At 72.6% G+C, this 19,629-nt stretch carries 20 protein-coding genes; 13 read left to right on the forward strand and 7 right to left on the reverse strand.

Annotated elements, in window-relative coordinates; translation table 11 throughout:
* Window positions 1-206: 206 nt before the first annotated feature.
* Window positions 207-872, reverse strand: coding sequence for a peptide-methionine (S)-S-oxide reductase MsrA (msrA, locus tag ABTZ03_RS23655; RefSeq protein ID WP_350515110.1), 666 nt, complete (start codon window positions 870-872; stop codon window positions 207-209).
* A 160-nt stretch (window positions 873-1,032) separates the two neighbouring features.
* On the opposite strand from msrA, the gene ABTZ03_RS23660 reads away from it, so the two are divergent.
* Window positions 1,033-2,187: a cystathionine gamma-synthase gene (locus ABTZ03_RS23660; RefSeq protein ID WP_188303140.1), complete on the forward strand. Its 1,155-nt coding sequence runs from the start codon at window positions 1,033-1,035 to the stop codon at window positions 2,185-2,187.
* Window positions 2,188-2,199: 12 nt separating this feature from the next.
* Here the strand turns inward: ABTZ03_RS23660 and ABTZ03_RS23665 are convergent, their stop codons facing one another.
* Window positions 2,200-2,682, reverse strand: a complete 483-nt coding sequence (locus ABTZ03_RS23665; RefSeq protein WP_350515046.1) for a MarR family winged helix-turn-helix transcriptional regulator — start codon at window positions 2,680-2,682, stop codon at window positions 2,200-2,202.
* A 147-nt stretch (window positions 2,683-2,829) separates the two neighbouring features.
* On the opposite strand from ABTZ03_RS23665, the gene ilvA reads away from it, so the two are divergent.
* The 3 genes from ilvA (at window position 2,830) to ABTZ03_RS23680 (ending at window position 6,166) form a co-directional block, all read left to right on the forward strand.
* A complete protein-coding gene (gene ilvA, locus ABTZ03_RS23670) occupies window positions 2,830-4,041 on the forward strand; it encodes a threonine ammonia-lyase (RefSeq protein WP_350515047.1) in 1,212 nt (403 codons plus the stop codon).
* A gap of 192 nt (window positions 4,042-4,233) precedes the next feature.
* The gene (locus ABTZ03_RS23675) at window positions 4,234-5,307 is read left to right on the forward strand and encodes an ATP-binding cassette domain-containing protein (protein WP_350515048.1); all 1,074 of its coding nucleotides are present in this window, start codon (window positions 4,234-4,236) and stop codon (window positions 5,305-5,307) included.
* Between the two features lies 1 nt (window position 5,308).
* Window positions 5,309-6,166: an ABC transporter permease gene (locus ABTZ03_RS23680; RefSeq protein ID WP_400924910.1), complete on the forward strand. Its 858-nt coding sequence runs from the start codon at window positions 5,309-5,311 to the stop codon at window positions 6,164-6,166.
* 125 nt (window positions 6,167-6,291) lie between these two features.
* Here ABTZ03_RS23680 and greA read toward each other — a convergent pair whose 3' ends face one another.
* On the reverse strand, window positions 6,292-6,792 hold the full coding sequence (gene greA, locus ABTZ03_RS23685) for a transcription elongation factor GreA (RefSeq protein WP_350515049.1): 501 nt from the start codon (window positions 6,790-6,792) through the stop codon (window positions 6,292-6,294).
* A gap of 350 nt (window positions 6,793-7,142) precedes the next feature.
* A complete protein-coding gene (locus ABTZ03_RS23690; protein ID WP_350515050.1) occupies window positions 7,143-7,556 on the reverse strand; it encodes a DUF4307 domain-containing protein in 414 nt (137 codons plus the stop codon).
* Between the two features lie 238 nt (window positions 7,557-7,794).
* Here ABTZ03_RS23690 and mca point away from each other — a divergent pair, with 238 nt between their 5' ends.
* From mca to ABTZ03_RS23710, 4 genes are all read left to right on the forward strand, one after another.
* Entirely contained in the window at window positions 7,795-8,700 is a 906-nt protein-coding gene (gene mca / locus ABTZ03_RS23695; RefSeq protein ID WP_350515051.1) for a mycothiol conjugate amidase Mca, read from the forward strand.
* A 48-nt stretch (window positions 8,701-8,748) separates the two neighbouring features.
* Entirely contained in the window at window positions 8,749-8,940 is a 192-nt protein-coding gene (locus ABTZ03_RS23700; protein ID WP_350515052.1) for a hypothetical protein, read from the forward strand.
* A gap of 167 nt (window positions 8,941-9,107) precedes the next feature.
* Window positions 9,108-11,183 (forward strand): thioredoxin domain-containing protein, encoded by a 2,076-nt coding sequence (locus ABTZ03_RS23705; RefSeq protein WP_350515053.1) that lies wholly within the window; start codon window positions 9,108-9,110, stop codon window positions 11,181-11,183.
* Between the two features lie 119 nt (window positions 11,184-11,302).
* Entirely contained in the window at window positions 11,303-12,187 is an 885-nt protein-coding gene (locus ABTZ03_RS23710; RefSeq protein ID WP_350515054.1) for a GNAT family N-acetyltransferase, read from the forward strand.
* A gap of 5 nt (window positions 12,188-12,192) precedes the next feature.
* Here the strand turns inward: ABTZ03_RS23710 and ABTZ03_RS23715 are convergent, their stop codons facing one another.
* Window positions 12,193-12,561, reverse strand: coding sequence for a hypothetical protein (locus ABTZ03_RS23715; RefSeq protein WP_350515055.1), 369 nt, complete (start codon window positions 12,559-12,561; stop codon window positions 12,193-12,195).
* 229 nt (window positions 12,562-12,790) lie between these two features.
* Here ABTZ03_RS23715 and ABTZ03_RS23720 point away from each other — a divergent pair, with 229 nt between their 5' ends.
* Together ABTZ03_RS23720 and ABTZ03_RS23725 are read left to right on the forward strand one after the other, a co-directional pair.
* Window positions 12,791-14,356, forward strand: a complete 1,566-nt coding sequence (locus ABTZ03_RS23720) for an alpha/beta hydrolase (RefSeq protein ID WP_350515056.1) — start codon at window positions 12,791-12,793, stop codon at window positions 14,354-14,356.
* Window positions 14,353-14,973: a hypothetical protein gene (locus tag ABTZ03_RS23725; protein WP_350515057.1), complete on the forward strand. Its 621-nt coding sequence runs from the start codon at window positions 14,353-14,355 to the stop codon at window positions 14,971-14,973. The genes ABTZ03_RS23720 and ABTZ03_RS23725 overlap by 4 nt, the downstream gene beginning before the upstream one ends.
* A gap of 12 nt (window positions 14,974-14,985) precedes the next feature.
* On the opposite strand, the gene ABTZ03_RS23730 is transcribed toward ABTZ03_RS23725, so the two are convergent.
* Window positions 14,986-15,918, reverse strand: coding sequence for a hypothetical protein (locus ABTZ03_RS23730; RefSeq protein WP_350515112.1), 933 nt, complete (start codon window positions 15,916-15,918; stop codon window positions 14,986-14,988).
* Between the two features lie 268 nt (window positions 15,919-16,186).
* On the opposite strand from ABTZ03_RS23730, the gene ABTZ03_RS23735 reads away from it, so the two are divergent.
* From ABTZ03_RS23735 to ABTZ03_RS23745, 3 genes are all read left to right on the forward strand, one after another.
* Window positions 16,187-16,876 (forward strand): papain-like cysteine protease family protein, encoded by a 690-nt coding sequence (locus tag ABTZ03_RS23735; RefSeq protein WP_350515058.1) that lies wholly within the window; start codon window positions 16,187-16,189, stop codon window positions 16,874-16,876.
* Between the two features lie 8 nt (window positions 16,877-16,884).
* On the forward strand, window positions 16,885-17,796 hold the full coding sequence (locus ABTZ03_RS23740; protein ID WP_350515059.1) for a hypothetical protein: 912 nt from the start codon (window positions 16,885-16,887) through the stop codon (window positions 17,794-17,796).
* Between the two features lie 299 nt (window positions 17,797-18,095).
* On the forward strand, window positions 18,096-18,686 hold the full coding sequence (locus tag ABTZ03_RS23745) for a hypothetical protein (protein WP_350515060.1): 591 nt from the start codon (window positions 18,096-18,098) through the stop codon (window positions 18,684-18,686).
* Here ABTZ03_RS23745 and trhA read toward each other — a convergent pair.
* Complete coding sequence (gene trhA / locus ABTZ03_RS23750) at window positions 18,657-19,349, reverse strand: PAQR family membrane homeostasis protein TrhA (protein WP_350515061.1); 693 nt, start codon at window positions 19,347-19,349, stop codon at window positions 18,657-18,659. The two genes, ABTZ03_RS23745 and trhA, sit on opposite strands and share 30 nt — an antisense overlap.
* Between the last annotated feature and the right edge of the window lie 280 nt (window positions 19,350-19,629).

Below are 19,629 nucleotides of genomic sequence, written 5' to 3' on the forward strand. Positions count from 1 at the left end.
ACCTCTGCTGGGGGGCGTCGTCGGCGGGTTTGCTCTTTGCCCCGCCGCCCCCCCCCCCTGACCCCCACCATCTCCACCGGGGGCGCCGCCCGCCCCGGGGGGGGCCCCCCCCCCCCCTGCCGGTGTCTCCAGTCTGCGCCCGGACCGGGGCGCGGTCACCTAGGGTGTCCGCGCCCCGGACCGCTCCGCCGGGACTCAGCCGGGGCTCAGCCCTGGGTGCGGGCCACCCCGATCGGGCAGGAGGCGCCGGTGCCGCCCAGGCCGCAGTAGCCGTTGGGGTTCTTGGCGTCCGACAGGTACTGCTGGTGGTACGGCTCGGCCGGGTGGAACGGGCCGGCCGGGGCGATCTCGGTGGTGATCGGACCGTGACCGAGCGCGGTCAGCGCGGGCTGGAAGGCGTCCCGGGTGGCGAGCGCGGCGGCGGCCTGGGCGGGGGAGTGGGTGTACACCGCGGAGCGGTACTGGGTGCCCACGTCGTTGCCCTGGCGGTTGCCCTGGGTCGGGTCGTGGGCCTCCCAGAAGGTCTTCAGCAGCCGCTCGTAGGAGATCACCGCGGGGTCGAACACCACCCGCACGGCCTCGGTGTGCCCGGTCAGGCCGCTGCACACCTCCTCGTACGTCGGGTTGGGGGTGTGGCCGCCCTGGTAGCCGACCAGCGTCGTCCAGACGCCGGGCAGCCGCCAGAACGTGCGCTCGGCGCCCCAGAAGCAGCCCAGCCCGAAGTCGGCCACCTCCAGCCCCTCCGGGTACGGGCCGGTGAGCGGGTGGCCGAGCACGGTGTGCGGCTCGGTCAGGGTGAAGGCCGCGGCCGGGCGGCCGGGCAGCGCCTGGTCGGCGGGAACGAGCGAGGTCTTGTGGCGGCGATCGAACAGCACGGCCTGCTCCAGCGGGGTAGGGAGGGTTGCCCCGTCTTCAACGCACCGGGCGGTCCGCGGATTCCGGCGGTGCCGGTTCGCGGCGGGCGACGGCGGTTTACGGCCGCCGTTCCGGTTCCGGCGGGCGCACCGCCGTACGGCCGTTAGGCTCGGAGCCATGACCGAGCACCAGCTTCCCCAGGGCTTCGAGACCCTCGCCATCCACGCGGGTCAGGAAGCAGACCCCCAGACCGGGGCCGTCGTCACGCCGATCTACCAGGTGTCCACCTACAAGCAGGACGGGGTGGGCGGCCTGCGGGGCGGCTACGAGTACAGCCGCAGCGCCAACCCGACCCGCACCGCGCTGGAGGAGTGCCTCGCCGCGCTCGAAGGCGGCGCCCGCGGCCTCGCCTTCGCCTCCGGCCTGGCGGCCGAGGACACCCTGCTGCGCACCATCCTCAAGCCGGGCGACCACATCGTGATCCCCAACGACGCCTACGGCGGCACCTTCCGGCTGTTCGCCAAGGTGCTGACCCGCTGGGGCGTCGAGTTCTCCGTCGCCAACACCCAGAAGCTGGACGACGTCCGCGCCGCGCTGCGCCCCAACACCCGCGCGGTGTGGGTGGAGACCCCGTCCAACCCGCTGCTGGGCATCACCGACCTGGCCGGGCTGGCCGAGGTCGCGCACGGCGCCGGGGCGCTGCTGGTGGTCGACAACACCTTCGCCAGCCCGTACCTGCAGCAGCCGATCGCGCTCGGCGCGGACGCGGTGGTGCACTCCACCACCAAGTACATGGGCGGCCACTCGGACGTGGTCGGCGGTGCGCTGGTGCTGGCCGAGGCGGGCCTCGGCGAGGAGGTGGCGTACCACCAGAACGCGATGGGCGCGGTCTCCGGGCCGTTCGACGCCTGGCTGGTGCTGCGCGGCATCAAGACCCTGGGCGTCCGGATGGACCGGCACAGCTCCAACGCGGAGAAGGTCGCCGAGCTGCTGGCGAGCCACCCCAAGGTCAGCCAGGTGCTCTACCCGGGCCTGCCCGAGCACCCCGGCCACGACATCGCGGCCAAGCAGATGAAGGCCTTCGGCGGCATGGTCTCGTTCCGGGTCGCCGGTGGCGAGGAGGCGGCGGTCGAGGTCTGCAACCGCGCGCAGCTGTTCACCCTGGGCGAGTCGCTGGGCGGCGTGGAGTCGCTGATCGAGCACCCGGGCCGGATGACCCACGCCTCGGCGGCCGGTTCGCCGCTGGAGGTGCCGGCCGACCTGGTGCGCGTCTCGGTCGGCATCGAGTCGATCGACGACCTGCTGGCCGACCTCAAGCAGGCGCTGGGCTGAGGGAGTTGCCGGTCACTGCCCCTGCTGGTCCGCCGTGTACGACTCCATCGCGAGGTTGAAGCGGGCCAGCAGGGCGCAGAACGCCTGCTGTTCCTCGGGTGGCCAGCCGGCCACCAGGCGGCGGGTCAACTCGGCCCGGCCGTCCCGGACTTCGGTGAGTCGGCCGGCGCCGCAGGAGGTCAGTGCGAGCCGCACCGCGCGGCGGTCGGCCGGGTCCTGGACCCGGCCGACCAGCCCGGCCGCGACCAGCGGGGCGACCTGCCGGGTCACCGTGGAGGAGTCCACGCCGAGCGCCTCGGCCAGCGCCTTGACGTTGGCCGGCCCGTGCCGCTCCAGGCGGTCGAGCAGCAGGTAGGCGGCCCGGTCCAGTGCGGCGACGCCGCCGCCGGAGGTCCGGACCTGTTCCATCCGGCGGGCGAACAGCGCCAGCTGGTACTGGAGTTGGGTGTGCACGGGCTCGGTTCGGTCGGTGGCCTGGGGCGAGGTCGTCGTCATCGCGGCTCACGATCGTCATGCGGTGAGAGAAGCTCAGAAGCAGCAGCGTACGCGGGCGGGGCGGGCCCGGGAACAGCGCGGACGTCCCGGATTGCCGGTGTCGCGCGCCGGGGGGTACCCCCGCCTGACGGGCCCTAGGCTGGGATCATGCACAACTGGCCGATCACCCTCGACGACGTCCGCGGCGCCCAGAAGATGCTCGCCGGGGTCGCCCGGGTCACCCCGATGGAGGGCAGTCGGCACCTGTCCGGGCTGATCGGCGCGCCGGTCCACCTGAAGTGCGAGAACCTGCAGCGCACCGGCTCCTTCAAGCTGCGTGGGGCGTATGTGCGGATCGCGGGCCTCTCGCCGGTGCAGCGGGCCGGCGGGGTGGTGGCGGCGAGTGCCGGGAACCACGCCCAGGGGGTGGCGCTGGCGGCCTCGCTGCTGGGGGTGCGCTCGACCGTGTTCATGCCGGTCGCGGCGCCGCTGCCGAAGGTCGCGGCCACCCGGGAGTACGGCGCCGAGGTGCGGCTGCACGGCGCCACCGTGGACGAGGCGCTGCAGGCCGCGCAGCGGTACTCGGAGGCGACCGGCGCGGTGTTCATCCACCCCTTCGACCACTGGGACGTGGTCACCGGCCAGGCGACCGTCGGGCTGGAGATCCTGGAGCAGTGCCCCGAGGTGCGCACCATCCTGGTCGGGGTGGGCGGCGGCGGGCTGCTGGCCGGGATCGCCGCGGCGGTCAAGCCGCTGCGGCCGGACGTCCGGGTGGTCGGGGTGCAGGCGGCGGCCGCGGCCGCGTACCCGCCCTCGCTGGCGGCCGGGCGGCCGGTCTCGCTGGAGCACTTCGCCACCATGGCCGACGGGATCATGGTCGGGCGGCCCGGGGACATCCCGTTCGAGGTGGTGAACACCCTGGCGGACGGCATCCGGACGGTCTCCGAGGACGCGCTGTCCCGGGCCCTGCTGCTCGGGCTGGAGCGGCTGAAGCTGGTGGTCGAGCCGGCCGGGGCGGCGCCGATCGCGGCGCTGCTGGAGCAGCCGCACTCCTTCGAGGGGCCGGTGGTGGCGGTGCTGTCCGGCGGCAACATCGACCCGCAGCTGATGCAGCGGGTGCTGCGGCACGGGCTGGCGGCGGCCGGGCGCTACCTGTCGCTGCGGGTGCGGCTGGCGGACCGGCCCGGCGCGCTGGCGGACCTGCTGGGGGTGCTGACCAGGGTGGACGCCAATGTGCTGGACGTCGCGCACGTGCGGATCGACCCGCGACTGGGGCTGACCGAGGTCGAGGTGGACCTGCACCTGGAGACCAAGGGGCCGGAGCACTGCGCGCTGGTGACGGGCGAGCTGCGGGAGGCGGGGTACGTGGTCTCCGGGTGAGGGCTTCGGGCCGTCCGCCCCGGTCCGCCGAGGGCCCGTCGACAAATCCCCTTGACGCGATGTATCGCGAGTTGCCAGACTCGCGATACATCGCGTTCTGTGTCGGTGCTGGGAACCGAGTCGCCCACGTGCGCCCATGGGGGGCAAAGTGGGACAGATCGCTCACATTCGTCCAAGGAGATGAGGCAGGCCATGGCGCCAGCCATCCAAGCCGAGAACCTGGTGAAGACCTTCGGCGACGTACGGGCCCTGGACGGCGTCAGCCTCGACGTCCCCGAGGGCACGGTGCTCGGGCTGCTCGGCCCGAACGGCGCCGGCAAGACCACCACCGTGCGCGTCCTCACCACCCTGCTCCGCCCCGACTCCGGCCGCGCGGTGGTGGCCGGCGTGGACGTCCTCAAGCACCCGAACCGGGTCCGCAGCCTGATGGGGCTGTCCGGCCAGTACGCGGCGGTCGACGAGTACCTGACCGGCTTCGAGAACCTCACCATGGTCGGCGAGCTCTACCAGATGCGCACCCGGGACGCGAAGGCCCGCGCGCTGGAACTGCTGGAGTGGTTCAACCTCACCGAGGCCAAGGACCGCACCGCCAAGACCTACTCCGGCGGCATGCGCCGCCGCCTCGACCTCGCCGCCGCGCTGGTCGTCCGGCCGCCGGTGATGTTCCTGGACGAGCCGACCACCGGGCTCGACCCGCGCAACCGGATCGCGCTCTGGGAGGTCATCGAGACCCTGGTCGAGCAGGGCACCACGCTGCTGCTCACCACCCAGTACCTGGAGGAGGCCGACCGCCTCGCCCACGACATCGCGGTGGTCGACCACGGCCGGGTGATCGCCCGCGGCACGGCCGACCAGCTGAAGGCGCAGATCGGCGGCGAGCGGATCGAGGTCGTGGTGCACGACCCGGGCCTGGTCGCCGACGCGGTCGCGGCGCTGTCCGGGTACGCGCTGGGCGAGCCCGCGGTGGAGCGGAACACCCGGAAGATCACCGTGCCGGTCAGCGGCGGCGCCCGGATGCTCGCCGACGCGATCCGCGAACTGGACGGCCGGGGCATCGAGATCGACGACATCGGCCTGCGCCGCCCGACCCTGGACGACGTCTTCCTCACCCTCACCGGCCATGTCGCCGAGACGGCCGAGGAGGGCGACGGCGCCGGCGCCAAGGGCCGCGGCCGGGGCGGCCGGGGCCACGGGCGGTCCGGCGGCGAGGGCGACGGTCAGGATCCCGACCAGCAGCAGGCCGTCACGGCCGGAACGGAGCGCTGAGATGACCACCGCCACCGAGCACGCCATCGGCCCGGCGATGCCCACGCAGCGCCGGGGCCTGTCCGCGACCCTGCACGACTCCTGGGTGGTCGCCAAGCGCAACCTGCGCCGGATGTCCCGGATCCCCGAGATCGTGGTGTTCGGGCTCATGCAGCCGGTCATGTTCGTGCTGCTGTTCTCGTACGTCATGGGCGGGGCGATCAAGATCCCCGGGACGAACTCCAGCTCCCACACGTACATCCAGTTCCTGATGGCCGGCATCTTCGCCCAGACCGTCACCTTCGCGGTGGCCGGCGCCTCGGCCGGCATCGCGGAGGACATGACCAAGGGCCTGGTGGACCGCTTCCGCTCGCTGCCGATGGCCCGCTCGGCGGTGCTGGTCGGCCGCACCCTCGCCGACCTGTGCCAGACCGCGTTCACCCTGGTCGTGCTGGCCCTGGTCGCGCTGCTGGTCGGCTGGCGGATCCACGAAGGTCCGCTCAAGGCGCTCGGCGCCTTCGCGCTGCTGCTCCTGCTCGGCTACGCCTTCTCCTGGATCGGCGCGCTGATCGGGCTGTCGGTGCGCAGCCCCGAGGCGGCCACCTCGGCCGGGCTGATCTGGCTGTTCCCGCTGACCTTCATCTCCAACGCCTTCGTACCGGTCAGCTCGATGCCGGGCTGGCTGCAGGGCGTCGCGTACTGGAACCCGTTCAGCGCGACGGTGCAGGCCTGCCGGGACCTCTTCGGCAACCAGGTCGGGCCGGTGGACAGCGCCTGGCCGATGCAGCACGCGGCGCTGGTGTCGGTGCTGTGGTCGGTGGTGATCACGGCGGTGTTCTCCTGGCTGTCGGTGCGCAAGTACCGCTCGGCCGCGGGCTGAACCGTTTCGGCCGCCGTTTCCGCTGGCGTTTCCGCCGGAAACGCCCGAGGGCGGTCGCCCGGTCCCAGGACCGGGCGACCGCCCTCGGCGGTGTCATGCGGTGTCGTGCGGTGTTCGGGGGCCGGTCAGCCGGCGTGCGGGACGACCTTGACGATCTTCACCATGGCCGGCTTGCCGTTCGGCAGCTCGTAGGTGGCCTCGTCGCCGATGGTCTTGCCGTCGATCGCGCGGCCCAGCGGCGACTGCGGCGAGTAGACGTCCAGGTCGGCGGCGGACGCCACCTCGCGGGAGGCGAGCAGGAACTCCATCAGGTCGTCCTCGTCACCGTCGAAGGCGACCGTGACGATCATGCCCGGGGCGACCACACCGGAGTCCGCCGGGGCCTCGCCGACCTTGGCGCGCTCCAGCAGCTGGTTCAGCTGGCGGATGCGGAGCTCGTACTTGCCCTGCTCCTCCTTCGCCGCGTGGTAGCCGGCGTTCTCCTTGAGGTCGCCCTCCTCGCGCGCCGCCTCGATCTTCTGGGCGATCTCGATGCGCCAGGGCCCGGTCAGGTGGTCCAGCTCGGCCTTGAGCTGGTCGTAGCCGGCCTGAGTGAGCCAGGTCACGTTCTCACTGGTCTGGGTCACAGGTGCTCCTCGTAGGTGCTGGGGCTGTGCTGAGGGTGTGAGTCGTCAGCAGGGTCGACGGTGATGACGGTGATAACGGTCTTAACTACAAAGCAACGCCCGCTCCCGTGCCATCCGGTACGGAAGGGGCGAAACCACGAGCCTAACAAGTCCTGCCGACAAGCGGGAGAGGTGTTGTCGCGCCATTGACGCGGGCGTTACGCCACGGTGTACGGCAACCGGGTACGGGACTCCCTACGGATGCCCGTTCTGCCGAACGAGTATGCGCCCTCGGGGCGTTCCCCGGTGGTTTCGCCGTGGTTCTCCGGCGGGTTCCCGGTGGTTCTCCGGTCGCGGCCGCGCCCCGCGCGTCACTTCGCCGGGGTGCAGCCCAGCAGCTCGGCGGTGGTGCCCCGGGCGGTGGTGCGCAGGGTGACGGTGGCCTCGTAGCTCGACCCGGCCGCCGGAACGGGGAAGTCGGCCACCCCGACCACCGCGTGGTCGTCGCTCTGCGAGCGGACGGTGCAGGTGCCGGCCGTCCCGTCGCTCTTGCGCACGGTCAGGTGCAGCTGCACCTCGGAGTCGGAGAGCACCTGGAAGGTCGGCACCGAACCGTTGATCTTCGACTCGCGGAGGATGTAGGAGCCGCCCAGCCAGGCGACCAGGCCCAGGCCCAGCACGCCGCAGACCGCGCCGATCACCTTCAGCCGGCGGTCCGACTCGCCGTTGCCACTGCGGCCGTAACGGCCCGCGGGAGGCTGCGTGGCGGTGCTCTGTGCGGTCATCGGACTCCGTCCTTTCCTGGGGAGGGGCCGTGCGGGCGGTGCGGGGAATGCGACGGTCCTCCAGTCCGTCACTATAGGAGGGGCACGCCCGCGGCCGGTCCGGCGGGGGCGGGGCCCGGCCGCGCCGGAGACCGGCGCGAGCCGGCCTCGCGGCGACGTGGTCCCGAAGTGAGCGGTTCGTACGGTGGGCAGACCGGACTTCGCGGAACGCCCGACAATGTGGAAGGAACGCAAGGCGTTGACTGAGCAGTTGCGACTGATGGCGGTGCACGCTCACCCGGACGACGAGTCCAGCAAGGGCGCGGCCACCATGGCCATGTACGTCGAGCAGGGTGTGGACGTGCTCGTGGCCACCTGCACGGGGGGCGAGCGCGGGTCGGTTCTCAACCCCAAGCTGCAGGGGGACCCGTACGTCGAGGAGAACATCCACGAGGTGCGCCGCAAGGAGATGGACGAGGCGCGGGCGATCCTCGGCGTCGAGCAGGCCTGGCTGGGCTTCGTCGACTCCGGCCTGCCGGAGGGCGACCCGCTGCCCCCGCTGCCCGAGGGCTGCTTCGCCCTGGAGGACGTCAAGGAGGCGGCCGAGCCGTTGGTCCGGCTGATCCGCGAGTTCAAGCCGCAGGTCATCACGACCTACGACGAGAACGGCGGCTACCCGCACCCGGACCACATCATGACCCACAAGATCACCATGCTGGCCTTCGACGCCGCCGGTGACCCGGACGCCTACCCCGAGGCCGGCGAGCCCTGGCAGCCGCTCAAGCTCTACTACAACCACGGCTTCCCGATGGGCCGGATCCGCGCCCTGCACCAGTACCTCACCGAGCACGGCCACGACTCCCCGTACGGCGAGTGGATCGCCGGCTGGGAGAAGAGCGGCCGCACCGAGCGCGAGATCACCACCCGGGTGCGCTGCGACGACTGGTTCGAGACCCGCGACCGCGCGCTGATCGCCCACGCCACCCAGATCGACCCGGACGGCCCCTGGTTCCGCGTCCCGCTGGACGTCCAGCGCGAGGTCTGGCCCACCGAGGACTACGAGCTCGCCCGTACCCTGATCGATGTGGACCTCCCGGAGGACGACCTGTTCGCCGGACTGCGCACCCCCACCCTGGCGGCCGAGGCCGCCGACACGCGCGACTGACCCACCCCCGACGGTCCGGCTCGGCGTGAGCCGGGCCACCATAGAGATATGAGCGCCCCCGTGAACCTCATCCACCTCGCCGCTGACCTCGCCGTCGACGACGCCAAGGTCACCCCCGGTCTCCTCGGCTTCGTCGTCTTCGCCGCCCTCGGCGTGGCGACGTGGTTCCTGGCCAAGTCGATGAACCGGCAGTTCAAGAAGGTCGACTTCGCCGAGGAGCCGGAGGCACCCAAGGAGTGACCCCACCCGCCCGCGGGTGAGGACACGAGGGCCCGACGACCGCCGGACCGGCTTCCCGTGAGCCGGTCCGGCGGTCCGCGCGCCCTCCCGGGTCCCGGCTCGGCCGGCGGGCCCCGCCCGGCGCGTGCGGGCGCCCGACGGACCGTCCGATGCGGGAGGATGGGCGCATGCCGAACCGTCTCGCGGACGCGACCTCGCCGTACCTGCAGCAGCATGCCGAGAACCCGGTCGACTGGTGGCCCTGGGGGGTGGAGGCCTTCGAGGAGGCGCGGCGGCGGGGGGTGCCGGTGCTGCTGAGCGTGGGCTACGCGGCGTGCCACTGGTGCCATGTGATGGCGCACGAGAGCTTCGAGGACGCCGGGCTCGCCGGGTACCTGAACGAGCGGTTCGTCGCGGTCAAGGTGGACCGGGAGGAGCGGCCGGACGTCGACGCGGTGTACATGGAGGCCGTGCAGGCGGCGACCGGGCAGGGCGGGTGGCCGATGACGGTGTTCCTGACGCCCGAGAAGGAGCCGTTCTACTTCGGGACGTACTTCCCGCCGGAGCCCCGGCACGGGATGCCCTCGTTCCGGCAGGTGCTGGAAGGGGTGGACGCGGCCTGGCGGGACCGGCGGCAGGAGGTCGGGGAGGTCGCCGCGCGGATCAGGGCGGACCTGGCCGAGCGGGCCGCCGTCTACTCGGCCGGCGCCCACCACCCGCCCGCCGACGGGGACCTGCACCAGGCACTGGTCACGCTCAGCCGGGACTTCGACCAGACCCGCGGCGGCTTCGGCGGGGCGCCCAAGTTCCCGCCGGCCATGGTGATCGAGTTCCTGCTGCGCCACCACGCCCGGACCGGCTCCGAGGCGGCGCTGGAGATGGCCGTCCGCACCGGCGAGGCGATGGCCCGCGGCGGCATCCACGACCAGCTCGGCGGCGGCTTCGCCCGGTACGCGGTGGACGCCGGCTGGGTGGTGCCGCACTTCGAGAAGATGCTCTACGACAACGCCCTGCTGCTGCGCGCCTACCTGCACCTGTGGCGGGCCACCGGGACCGGCCTGTGGCGGCGGGTCGCACTGTCCACGGCCGACTTCCTGCTGCGCGAACTCCGCACGCCCGAAGGCGCGTTCGCCTCCGCGCTGGACGCCGACAGCCTGGACGAGGAGACCGGGGCGATGGCCGAGGGCGCGTACTACGCCTGGGAGCCCGGCCAGTTGGTCGACCTGCTCGGCCCGGCCGACGCGGCCACCGCCGCCCGGCTGTTCACGGTGACCGCCACCGGGACCTTCGAGGACGGCAAGTCGGTGCTCCAACTCCTCGCCGATCCCGAGGACTTCGCCGAATTCGAGGAGCTCCGGCGACGGATGTCCGAGGCCCGGGCCGCCCGCCCCGCACCGGCCCGGGACGACAAGGTGGTCGCCGCCTGGAACGGCCTGGCCATCGCCGCCCTCGCCGAGACCGGCGCCCTGCTGGAGCGCCCCGACCTCGTCGAGGCCGCCGAACGCGCCGCCGACCTGCTGCTCGCCGTCCACCTCACCCCCGACGGCCGGCTGCTGCGCACCTCCCGGGACGGCCGGGCCGGCACCAACGCGGGCGTGCTGGAGGACTACGCCGACACCGCCGAGGGCTTCCTCGCGCTGTACGCCGTCACCGGTGCGCCGGAATGGCTCCAGCTGGCCGGCGGCCTGCTCGACACCGTCCTCAAGCACTTCACCGACGAGGCCTCCGGCGCCCTGTACGACACCGCCGACGACGCCGAGGAGCTCATCCGCCGCCCCCAGGACCCGACCGACAACGCCACCCCGTCCGGCTGGACCGCCGCCGCCGGCGCCCTGCTCGGCTACGCCGCGTACACCGGCTCCGAGCGGCACCGCAGCGCCGCCGAACGCGCCCTCGGCGTCGTCGGCGCGCTCGCCGGGCGGGCCCCGCGGTTCATCGGCTGGGGCCTCGCCGTCGCCGAGGCGCTGCTGGACGGGCCGCGCGAGGTCGCCGTCGTCGGCCCGGCCGGGGACCCGGCCACGGCGGCGCTGCGGCGGGCGGCACTGCTGGGGACGGCGCCGGGGGCGGTCGTCGCGGTCGGCGAGCCGGGGCGCGAGCCGGGTGGGGAGCTGCCTGACGGGGACGGTGCCGAGGTGCCGCTGCTGGCGGACCGGCCGTTGGTCGGCGGTGCGGCGACGGCGTACGTGTGCCGGCACTTCGTCTGCGAGGCGCCGACCACCGATCCGGGGGTGCTCGGCGAGCGGCTGGGGGTCGTGGTCGAGTGACCCGGTGTGGGCGCGCGGTCGGTGTGGCCTGCGTGGTCGGGGCGGCCTGCGCGGCCTGCGTGGTCGGTGCGCTCGGATAATCGCTGGCGGGCGGGCGGCGCGTGGGGCGACGATGGGCCATGACCTGGACCTTCAGCACCTCGCTCGACGAGTTCCGGGCCCGGACGGGTCGCTTTCTGGCCGCCCGCCCGGCCGAGAACACCGTGCTGCTCACCATCGCCCACCGGCTCGCCGAGGCCGGGCTGGACGTGTTCGGGCAGCGGCCGCCGGTCTTCGGCTGGTGGCAGGCCGAACCGGGCGGCCCGATCGGCGGCGCCTTCCTGCGGACCCCGCCGTACGCCCACCGGCTCTCCTGCATGCCGGAAGCCGCGGCCGCCGAACTGGCGGCCCGACTGGCCACCGCCGAGGGGGAGTTCGCCGAGGTGACGGGCGTCGGCGGCGAAGCCGGGGTGGTCCGGGCCTTCGCCGCGGCCTGGACGGCCGCCACCGGGGCGGTCCGGGTCGACAGCGTCGAGGAACGGCTCTACCGGCTGGGCGAGTTGGCCAGCCCGCCGCGCCCGCCGCGCCCGCCGGCCGGCCGCCACCGGCTCGCCGAAGCGGCCGACCGGGAGCTGCTGATCCGCTGGTACCAGGAGTTCGCGGCCGAGGCGAGGGTCCCCGAACTCGCCGACGTGGCACGGGTGGTGGACGACCGGATCGCGGCCCGCGGCCTCCACCTCTGGGAGGACGGCGGCCGCCCGGTCGCGATGGCCGGCGCCAGTCCCGTCCTCGCCGGGATGTCCCGCATCGGCCCGGTCTACACCCCGCGCGAGAACCGCGGCCGGGGCTACGCGAGCGGCGTCACGGCGGCGGCGTCCGCCCACGCCCTCGGGCTCGGGGCGGCGGAGGCACTGCTCTACACCGACCTCGCCAACCCGACCAGCAACTCCATCTACCAGCAGATCGGCTACCGGCCGGTGGAGGACTGCCTGGTGCTGGACTTCCGGGAGGGGGAGGAGGGGTAGGGCGGTCAGGCATCCTTGGTCAGGTGGCCGCCGGTCACACCGACCACCTTCGTCCCGAAGGGGTCGGAGACCGTCCTCGCGGCGGTCGGCGCCGGCAGGTGGTCGGCGTTCTGGTAGCCCTGCGCGCAGGTGATCAGATTGCCCCCGGCCGTCTTCAGGTCCGTGGCGAGCCCGTCGAGCAGCGTCTTCCACGCACTGCTGCACCCCGTCAGCGCCGCCCCGCTCTGCCAGCCGGCCAGGCTCCCGGCGGCCGCACTGCTGGGCTCCGCCAGCTTCGCGGTCTCGTCGGGGATCTTCCCGGCGACCGTCAGCGCGTTGTTCCCGGCGGCGGTCAACTCGCCCGGCTTGACCGTGAATCCCTTGCCGTCCGCCATCATGTCCCCCCGGTGCCGTCGTGGCAGTCGTGGGCTATGGTAGCGCCGAGTAGTGGGGGGAACACTCATGGCAGATCCGGACCAGAAGGCGGGACTGGGCCGCCTCGACTTCGCCAGCCTGAAGAACGCCAAGCCGGCGGACCTGCATGCGGCGGGGGACGCCTTCGACGCGCTGCACAAGGCGTACGCGCAGCACGCCGCGGACTGGAAGAGCGGCACCACCGACCGGGTGCACGGCTCCGGCTGGAGCGGGCCGGCCGCCGATGCCGCGATCCCTTCGCTGGACGCCACCACCACCCAACTGCACGCCGCGGAAACGGAACTGGCCGCGATCGGCCAGACCGTCCGGGACTACGCGGACCTCTTCGCGCTCGCCCAGTCGAAGCTTCGGCAGGCCGTCGAGGACGCCGGTGCGAAGGGCCTGACGGTCGGCGACGACGGGGCGGTCGGCTGGCCGGCGGCGAGCGGTCCGGTGGACGCGGGCTGGGAGGCGCGACAGAAGTCAGCGGCCGACGAGATCTCCAAGCGGATCGGCGCCGCGATCACCGAGGCGGGCGCGGCCGACCAGGCGCTGGCCGGACTGCTCAACGGGTTCACCCGGCACGCCACTGACAAGTCCGGGCTCACCCTCGCGGTCGCCGAGGCCGATCAGAAGGCGGCGAGCGGGGCGAACGCGCCGTACCTGAAGGACATGCCGGCGGTGGGGGCACCCCCGACCGAGGTCAACAGCTGGTGGAACAGCCTCGGGCCGGACGGCCGGCAGTGGTTCATCGACCAGCACCCGGAGAAGATCGGGAACCTGGACGGGATTCCGGCGGAGGTGCGGGACCAGGTCAATCGGAAGTACCTGGACAGGCGGATCTCGGAGCTTGAGAAGCATCCCCGGAGTGCGGCGGAGGACGCCGAGTACAAGAAGCTGAAGCCGATCCAGGATCGACTCGACCAGGATTCCAGGGCGTCGGACGGCCGCCCTCACACCTACGTTCTCGGTATCGGCGCCGAAGGCCAGGGACGCGCGATCCTTTCCTTCGGCAACCCCGACACCGCCACCGACATCTCGTCCTACGTCCCCGGAATCACCACCGATGCCAGCTCACTCGGTAAGGCCGCTTCCGGTGACACGCCTGGCACCAACGAGTCGGAGAACGCGCTGAACGTCTGGCGGGAGGCCAACAAGAGGGTCAAGCCGGGTGGGTCGGTGGCTTCCATCGTCTGGCTGGGGTACGACCCGCCCGGGGTGGACACGCGCACGGCCTCACCGGAGCAGGCGATCAAGGGTGCGCCCGACTACGCGAGATTCGTGACCGGGCTCCGGGCGACCAACGCGAGCGGCCAGTGTGCCCACATCACGTCGATCGGGCACAGCTACGGTTCCGTCGTGGTCGGGCAGGCCACGAAGCTGGCCACCCACCAGGGGAACTACCAACTGCCGGACGATGTGGTGCTCATCGGCAGTCCTGGCGCCGGCGTGGACCGCGCCGCAGACCTTCGGCTTCCGGGTCACGTCTGGGCGGCAGCGGCGGACAACGATCCGGTCACCCACATCGTGTCGGGTCGGGGCATCATTCCCTGGCCTCTCGGGGCCCATCCGGACGAGAACTGGTTCGGACGGGATCCCGCGAGCGAGTCCTTCGGCGCCAAGCGCTTCACGGTCTCCGACTACAGCCAGGGAGCAAACCTCCTGGGAGCGCACACCAAGTACCTCACCCCGGAGTTCGGTGGTCCTTCGCTGGGCAACATCGCTTCCATCGTCACGGGCAAGGACAGCGACGTTCACCTGACCGAGGGCCGATGAGCGCCCGCTGGAAGGTGGCCGGTTCGATCGTCGTGGCCTCCGTCGTTCTGGTGGCCGTCGGCACGGCCTTGTTCTTCAACGGCTACGGGCCGCTCGCTCTGGCCGATCGTCGGGGTCGGGTGAATGCCGGTGAAGCGAAAGGCCGGATCGACAACGCCCTGCGCACCACGATGGGGGCGATCTCGCCGTCGTTGACGTATGCGGGTGCCGACTTCGAGGTGGAGCGGGAGCGTGACCGCTGGGACGGCGAGCCGAGCATGGTCTCGGACGTCACCGAGATCGTCACGGTTCGGACCACGATCTCGAAGGCGAAGCTGCCGGCTCTGATGGATCAGGTGACTCAGGCCTGGACGGCACTCGGAAGCCGGTCCGTCGACAGGTCGGACCCCACGGATGACACCGGGGAGCTGCGGGGGGTGGGACAGGCGGGGGGTGAGACCTACCTGACGTTCTATGCGAGGGCGCAACAGGACTCGACCTACCTGGTGACGTTCAGGGCGGAGGCCGGTGGAGTGCTCTACCGGCCCGCCCACGAGTACCAGCCCGTGCCCCCGCTCGCCAGAGCACCGTTCGGCGCCAAGTTCGACCCCCTCGACGATCCGTACTGGTCGCACTGACCGCCCCACGCCTCACTCCCAGTCCCACCGGATCCCCAGGATGCACGGCCGTAGGGCCGTCGCCACCAGGTGTACGCAGTGGTGTCCGTCGAGGGTCAACTCCTCGGTCTCGTAGGGGGCTTCGCCCGGGGAGTGGAGGGCGAAGCGGTGGCAGCGGACCGGGAGGGCGGTGGGGTGGAAGGTGATCTGGAGGACGTACTGGCCGGCGCCGGAGTTGAAGCCGCGGACGTATTCGCAGCTGGGTTCGGGCGAGGGGGCGTCGTCGAAGCCGTAGCCGAGGAGGTGGGTGTCGCCGGCGCGGAGGCGGCGGTCGAGGAGGAGTTCGGCGGCGAGCAGGTGGTGGGTGTGGTCGCGGCGGATGCGGCCGGGGCGGCAGTTCTCCTCGGCGCGGACGCCGACGCGGGTGATGTCGCTGCCGGGGTCGCCCTGGTAGAGGGCGAGGTAGCGGTCGATGCCGTCCCGGTGGGCGCGGAGGGCGTGTTGGGAGTCGCGGCGGGTGAGTTGGCGGTCGGGGCCGATCCGGATGCGTTCGATGTGGGTGATGGTGTGCAGGCCGGTGTCGCGCGGGCCGGCGAGGGTGGCGAGGAGGTCGTCGACGGCGGTGGGCGGGGAGATCAGGTCGCGGTAGGGGCGGACGGGCGGTCCGGGGGTGGGGGTGGTGGCGGTGCGGCGGGGGCCGAGCAGTCGGGTGAGGGAGTGTTCGGGGAGTTCGAGGACGTCTTCGAGGGCGGCGACGGCGCGCAGTGATTCGGGGCGTTCGGGGCGGCGTCGGCCCTGTTGCCAGTAACTGAGGCTGGTGAGGCCGACGTTGACGCCGCGCAGGGCGAGGCGGCGGCGGATGCGGTGCAGGGCGAGGCCGCGGGCGGTGATGGCGGTGCGCAGGGCGAGGTGGAAGGGGCCGGTGCGCAGGGCGGCGGCGAGGTCGGCTGGGTCGCTTCGGTGGATGGCGGCCTCCTGGCTGGTACCGGCCGGTCGCGGACCGGGTTTTGACCGTGAATATTCACATCCGTACGGCGGTTTGTCACCGGTCCGGGCAGCTCGCGCGGTGGTTTCCGGGGTGCCGTTCACATTCACGCCGTCGCGTTCACACCGTGTTCCGGCCCGTTCCGGGGCCGTTGACCAGCCTCCGTCAACGGCGCGATGCTCGGGGCGCGATCCGGACCGCGTCCCCCACACGGCACTTCGCTCCACTCGTGCAAGGAGGCATTCCCCCATGCCAGTTCCACGGATACGGACCCGGGCGCGGACCGCGCCCGGGGTCCGGCTGCGCCGCGCGGTCTCCCTGCTGGCCCTCGGTGTGCTGGGCCCGGCGCTGACCGCCGCGACGGCCACCCCGGCGCTCGCCGACCCGGCCGGCGCCCAGGGGCGACCCGCCCAGGTCCGCCCGGCGGCCGCGCCCGGCAGCACGGCCGACCTGGCCGGCACGTTCAAGAAGCTCAACATCACCATGCAGCAGCAACAGCAGACCAACTGGTGCTGGGCGGCGAGCGGGAACACCATCGCCACCTGGTTCGGCTACAACTACAGCCAGAACCAGTTCTGCAACGCCGCGTTCGGCCGCTCGGTCGACTCCAACTGCCCGAACAGCCAGGCCTCGCTGGCCGATGTGCAGAACGGGCTGAGCTGGGTGGGCATCACCCCCGGCTCGTACGTCACCGGCTACCTGCGCTACAGCACCGTGCAGTCCGAGGTGGACGCCAACCGGCCGGTGGAGACGCGCATCCAGTGGAGTTCGGGCGGCGGGCACATGCACGTCCTGTACGGCTACGACACCGGCAACAACTGGGTCTACTGGGGCGACCCGTGGCCGTCCAACTACCGCTACAACTGGGCGGACTACTGGTACTACGTGAACAACGACACGTTCTCCTGGACCCACTCCCTGTACCGGATCGGCGCGTGAGGACGACCATGACCGAGCTCAGCAAGGCCCGTCGGGCCGCCGTCACCGTCCTGCTCGCCGCCGGCCTCGGACTGGGGCTCGCCCCGGTCGCCCAGGCCGACGCCCGAGCCGACGCCCAGGCCGCGCCGGGTGCCCCGGTACCGGTGCCCGCCGGTGAGCTGGCCCAGGCCCGCAGCGCGGTCCAGGACCCGTCGGTGCTCGACAAGGTGGGCCACTTCTTCGCCCGCAAGGGCGTCCCGCCGACCCAGCAGCTGACCATCGGCGCCGCCGAGGAGGCGAAGGCGGCCGGTGACGCGGCGCCTCGGCTGGCCGGGGACACCGTGCCGGTCTACACCCTGGACGCCGGTTTCGTGGCCGGCACCCCGGGCGCACCGGTGGCCGAGGCCGAGTTCACGGCGAGCAAGGTGGTCGCGGCGGACGGGCAGAGCGCCTCGGTCTGGACGGTCCGCCAGGGTGACGCCTGGCGGGTGGTGAACATCGCCTCCGGCGGCGACGAGAGCGACTACGCGGCGAAGGCGGCGGACGGCGGCGGTACGGCCTTCCGGGAGCCGCAGGTCAACGCCTGGTACGTGCTGCGGGACGGCCGGGTGCTGCCGCTGGACGACGAGGCCCGGCGCTCGGTGGGCGCGGGTGGGGTGTCGCTGGCCGCGTACCAGAAGCTGGTGCACCAGCGGTACGGGGACAAGCTGCCCGGCTCGGCGTACGACCGGGCGGGCAAGGGCGGCGGGTACGACGTGAACGCCGCCGGGGAAGCCGGGCAAGCCGGGCAGGCCGCGAACGCCACGGTGACCACGGCGACCGGGTCGGGCAGGTCGGACGGAGGCTCGACGCTGCCGGCCGTGACGGCGGCCGCGGCGCTCGGGGCCACCGCGCTGGTCGGCGCGGGGGCGGCGCTGCGGCGCAGGCGGAGCGCCGGCTGACGGACGGAGCACCACGCAGGGGCCCGGCTCACCAGAGCCGGGCCCCTGCGGCGTCCGGGGCGCCCCGATAGGGCCGACCGAGCGATCACGCTCCGTGATGTGTCCTGGAAGTGCGGCTTCCGCACAAGGAATTGACGCAACGTTGATCTGTCGTTCGCCGCCCCGGGGCGGTGACGGGTGACTGACGGTAGATAGCATGTGGCAATCGGTCAGTGCTGACCGGACGCGTGCCGAGAGCGGAGAAGGGGTGGGGCGGCAGGAGCCGACCACGAGCCCGGCGCCGGGAAAGGGGAGCCGAAGTGGCCGACAGTGACGACAGGCAGGCGATGGCCCAGATGTGGGGCGCGGTCGTGGTGGTGGGGTCCGCGCTGGCCGTGGTCGCGGCCTATCTGATCAAGGGTGCGCCGCTGGTCCTCGCGGTCGCCGGGGTCGAGACGCTGCTGCTCATGGTGTACGTCGGCCGGCGTTGGCGGGCGATGCACCGGCAGGCCTCCCCGGCCGGGCACCGGTCCCGGCGGGGCATCCCGGACGCCGCCCACTGCGAGCGCTGCCGCCGGGCCCGCGAGGCGCTGGACGCCCGGCAGGCGCGCGGGCGGGGCGGGTCGGCCGCCCGGGCGGTGCGTCCGGAGATCGAGTCGGAGCTGCCGGAGGCGTTGGAGCCGCTGGAGTCGGCCGACGCGCTGCACTTCCCGGATGCCCGGTCGTCGGCGCGGTCGGTGCAGTCGGCCTCGGACGGTGCCGAGCACCCGTCCCTCCCGTACCGCCCGCAGGGCCGGGCCGGGTACGAGCGGCCCTGGACGGCGGAACGGGCGACCGCCCGGTCCGTGGACCGGACGACCGCCCGTCGGGGTGCGCCGGGTTCAGCCGGTCGCGCTGTACGCCACCAGTGAAACGCCGACGTACTGCACGATGAAGGCGCCGAGGGTGAAGGCGTGGAACACCTCGTGGAAGCCGAACCAGCGCGGTGAGGGGTTGGGCCGCTTGAGCCCGTACACCACGCCGCCGATGCTGTAGAGCACCCCGCCGACGATCATCAGCACCAGGACGGCCACCCCGCCGGTGCGCAGGAAGTCCGGCAGGAAGAACGCGGCGGCCCAGCCCAGCGCGATGTACACGGGGGTGTAGAGCCAGCGCGGCGCGCCGACCCAGAACACCCGGAAGGCTATGCCGGCCAGTGCTCCGCCCCAGGCGACCCAGAGCAGGATCTGCTGGTCGGCGCCCTTGAGCAGCAGCATCGTGAACGGCGTGTAGGTGCCCGCGATGATCAGGAAGATGTTCGCGTGGTCCAGCCGGCGCAGCACGGCGTCCCCGCGCGGGCCCCAGGTGAAGCGGTGGTACACCGCGCTGACGCCGAACAGCAGCCAGGCGCTGACCGAGTAGATCGCGCAGGCGATCTTGGCCGGCGTGGAGTCGGCCAGGCAGATCAGCACGATCCCGGCGGCGACGGTGGCGGGGAACATCCCGGCGTGCAGCCAGCCGCGCCACTTCGGCTTGTCCTCCCGGTGTCCGGCCGGGCCCTCCCCAGTGCTCTCCGCGAGCGCAGCAGCAGTCATGGGCAGCATGCTACCCGTGACCTACGGAACCGTAGGTTACTAGCGCGTAATGAAGTGGCGCTCATCACTCTTAGACGTTTTGGAGCAATTGGAGTGTGGCGCCGCGCACTCTGGCTCCGGTGCGGACGGCTGGTTACCGATCAGTAATCGTACTTAGTGTAGTAAAAGATGCGTCAATTTCGCCGCAGTGCCGCGTTGAGGGCTCAGACCCGGAGCTACGCTGCAAGCACCCTCAGACCCCCGCAACGCCATCTCCCCGCCGGGATGGCGTGAAACGGAG

It is taken from the genome of Kitasatospora sp. NPDC096077 (assembly GCF_040303245.1).
Lineage (GTDB): Bacteria > Actinomycetota > Actinomycetes > Streptomycetales > Streptomycetaceae > Kitasatospora.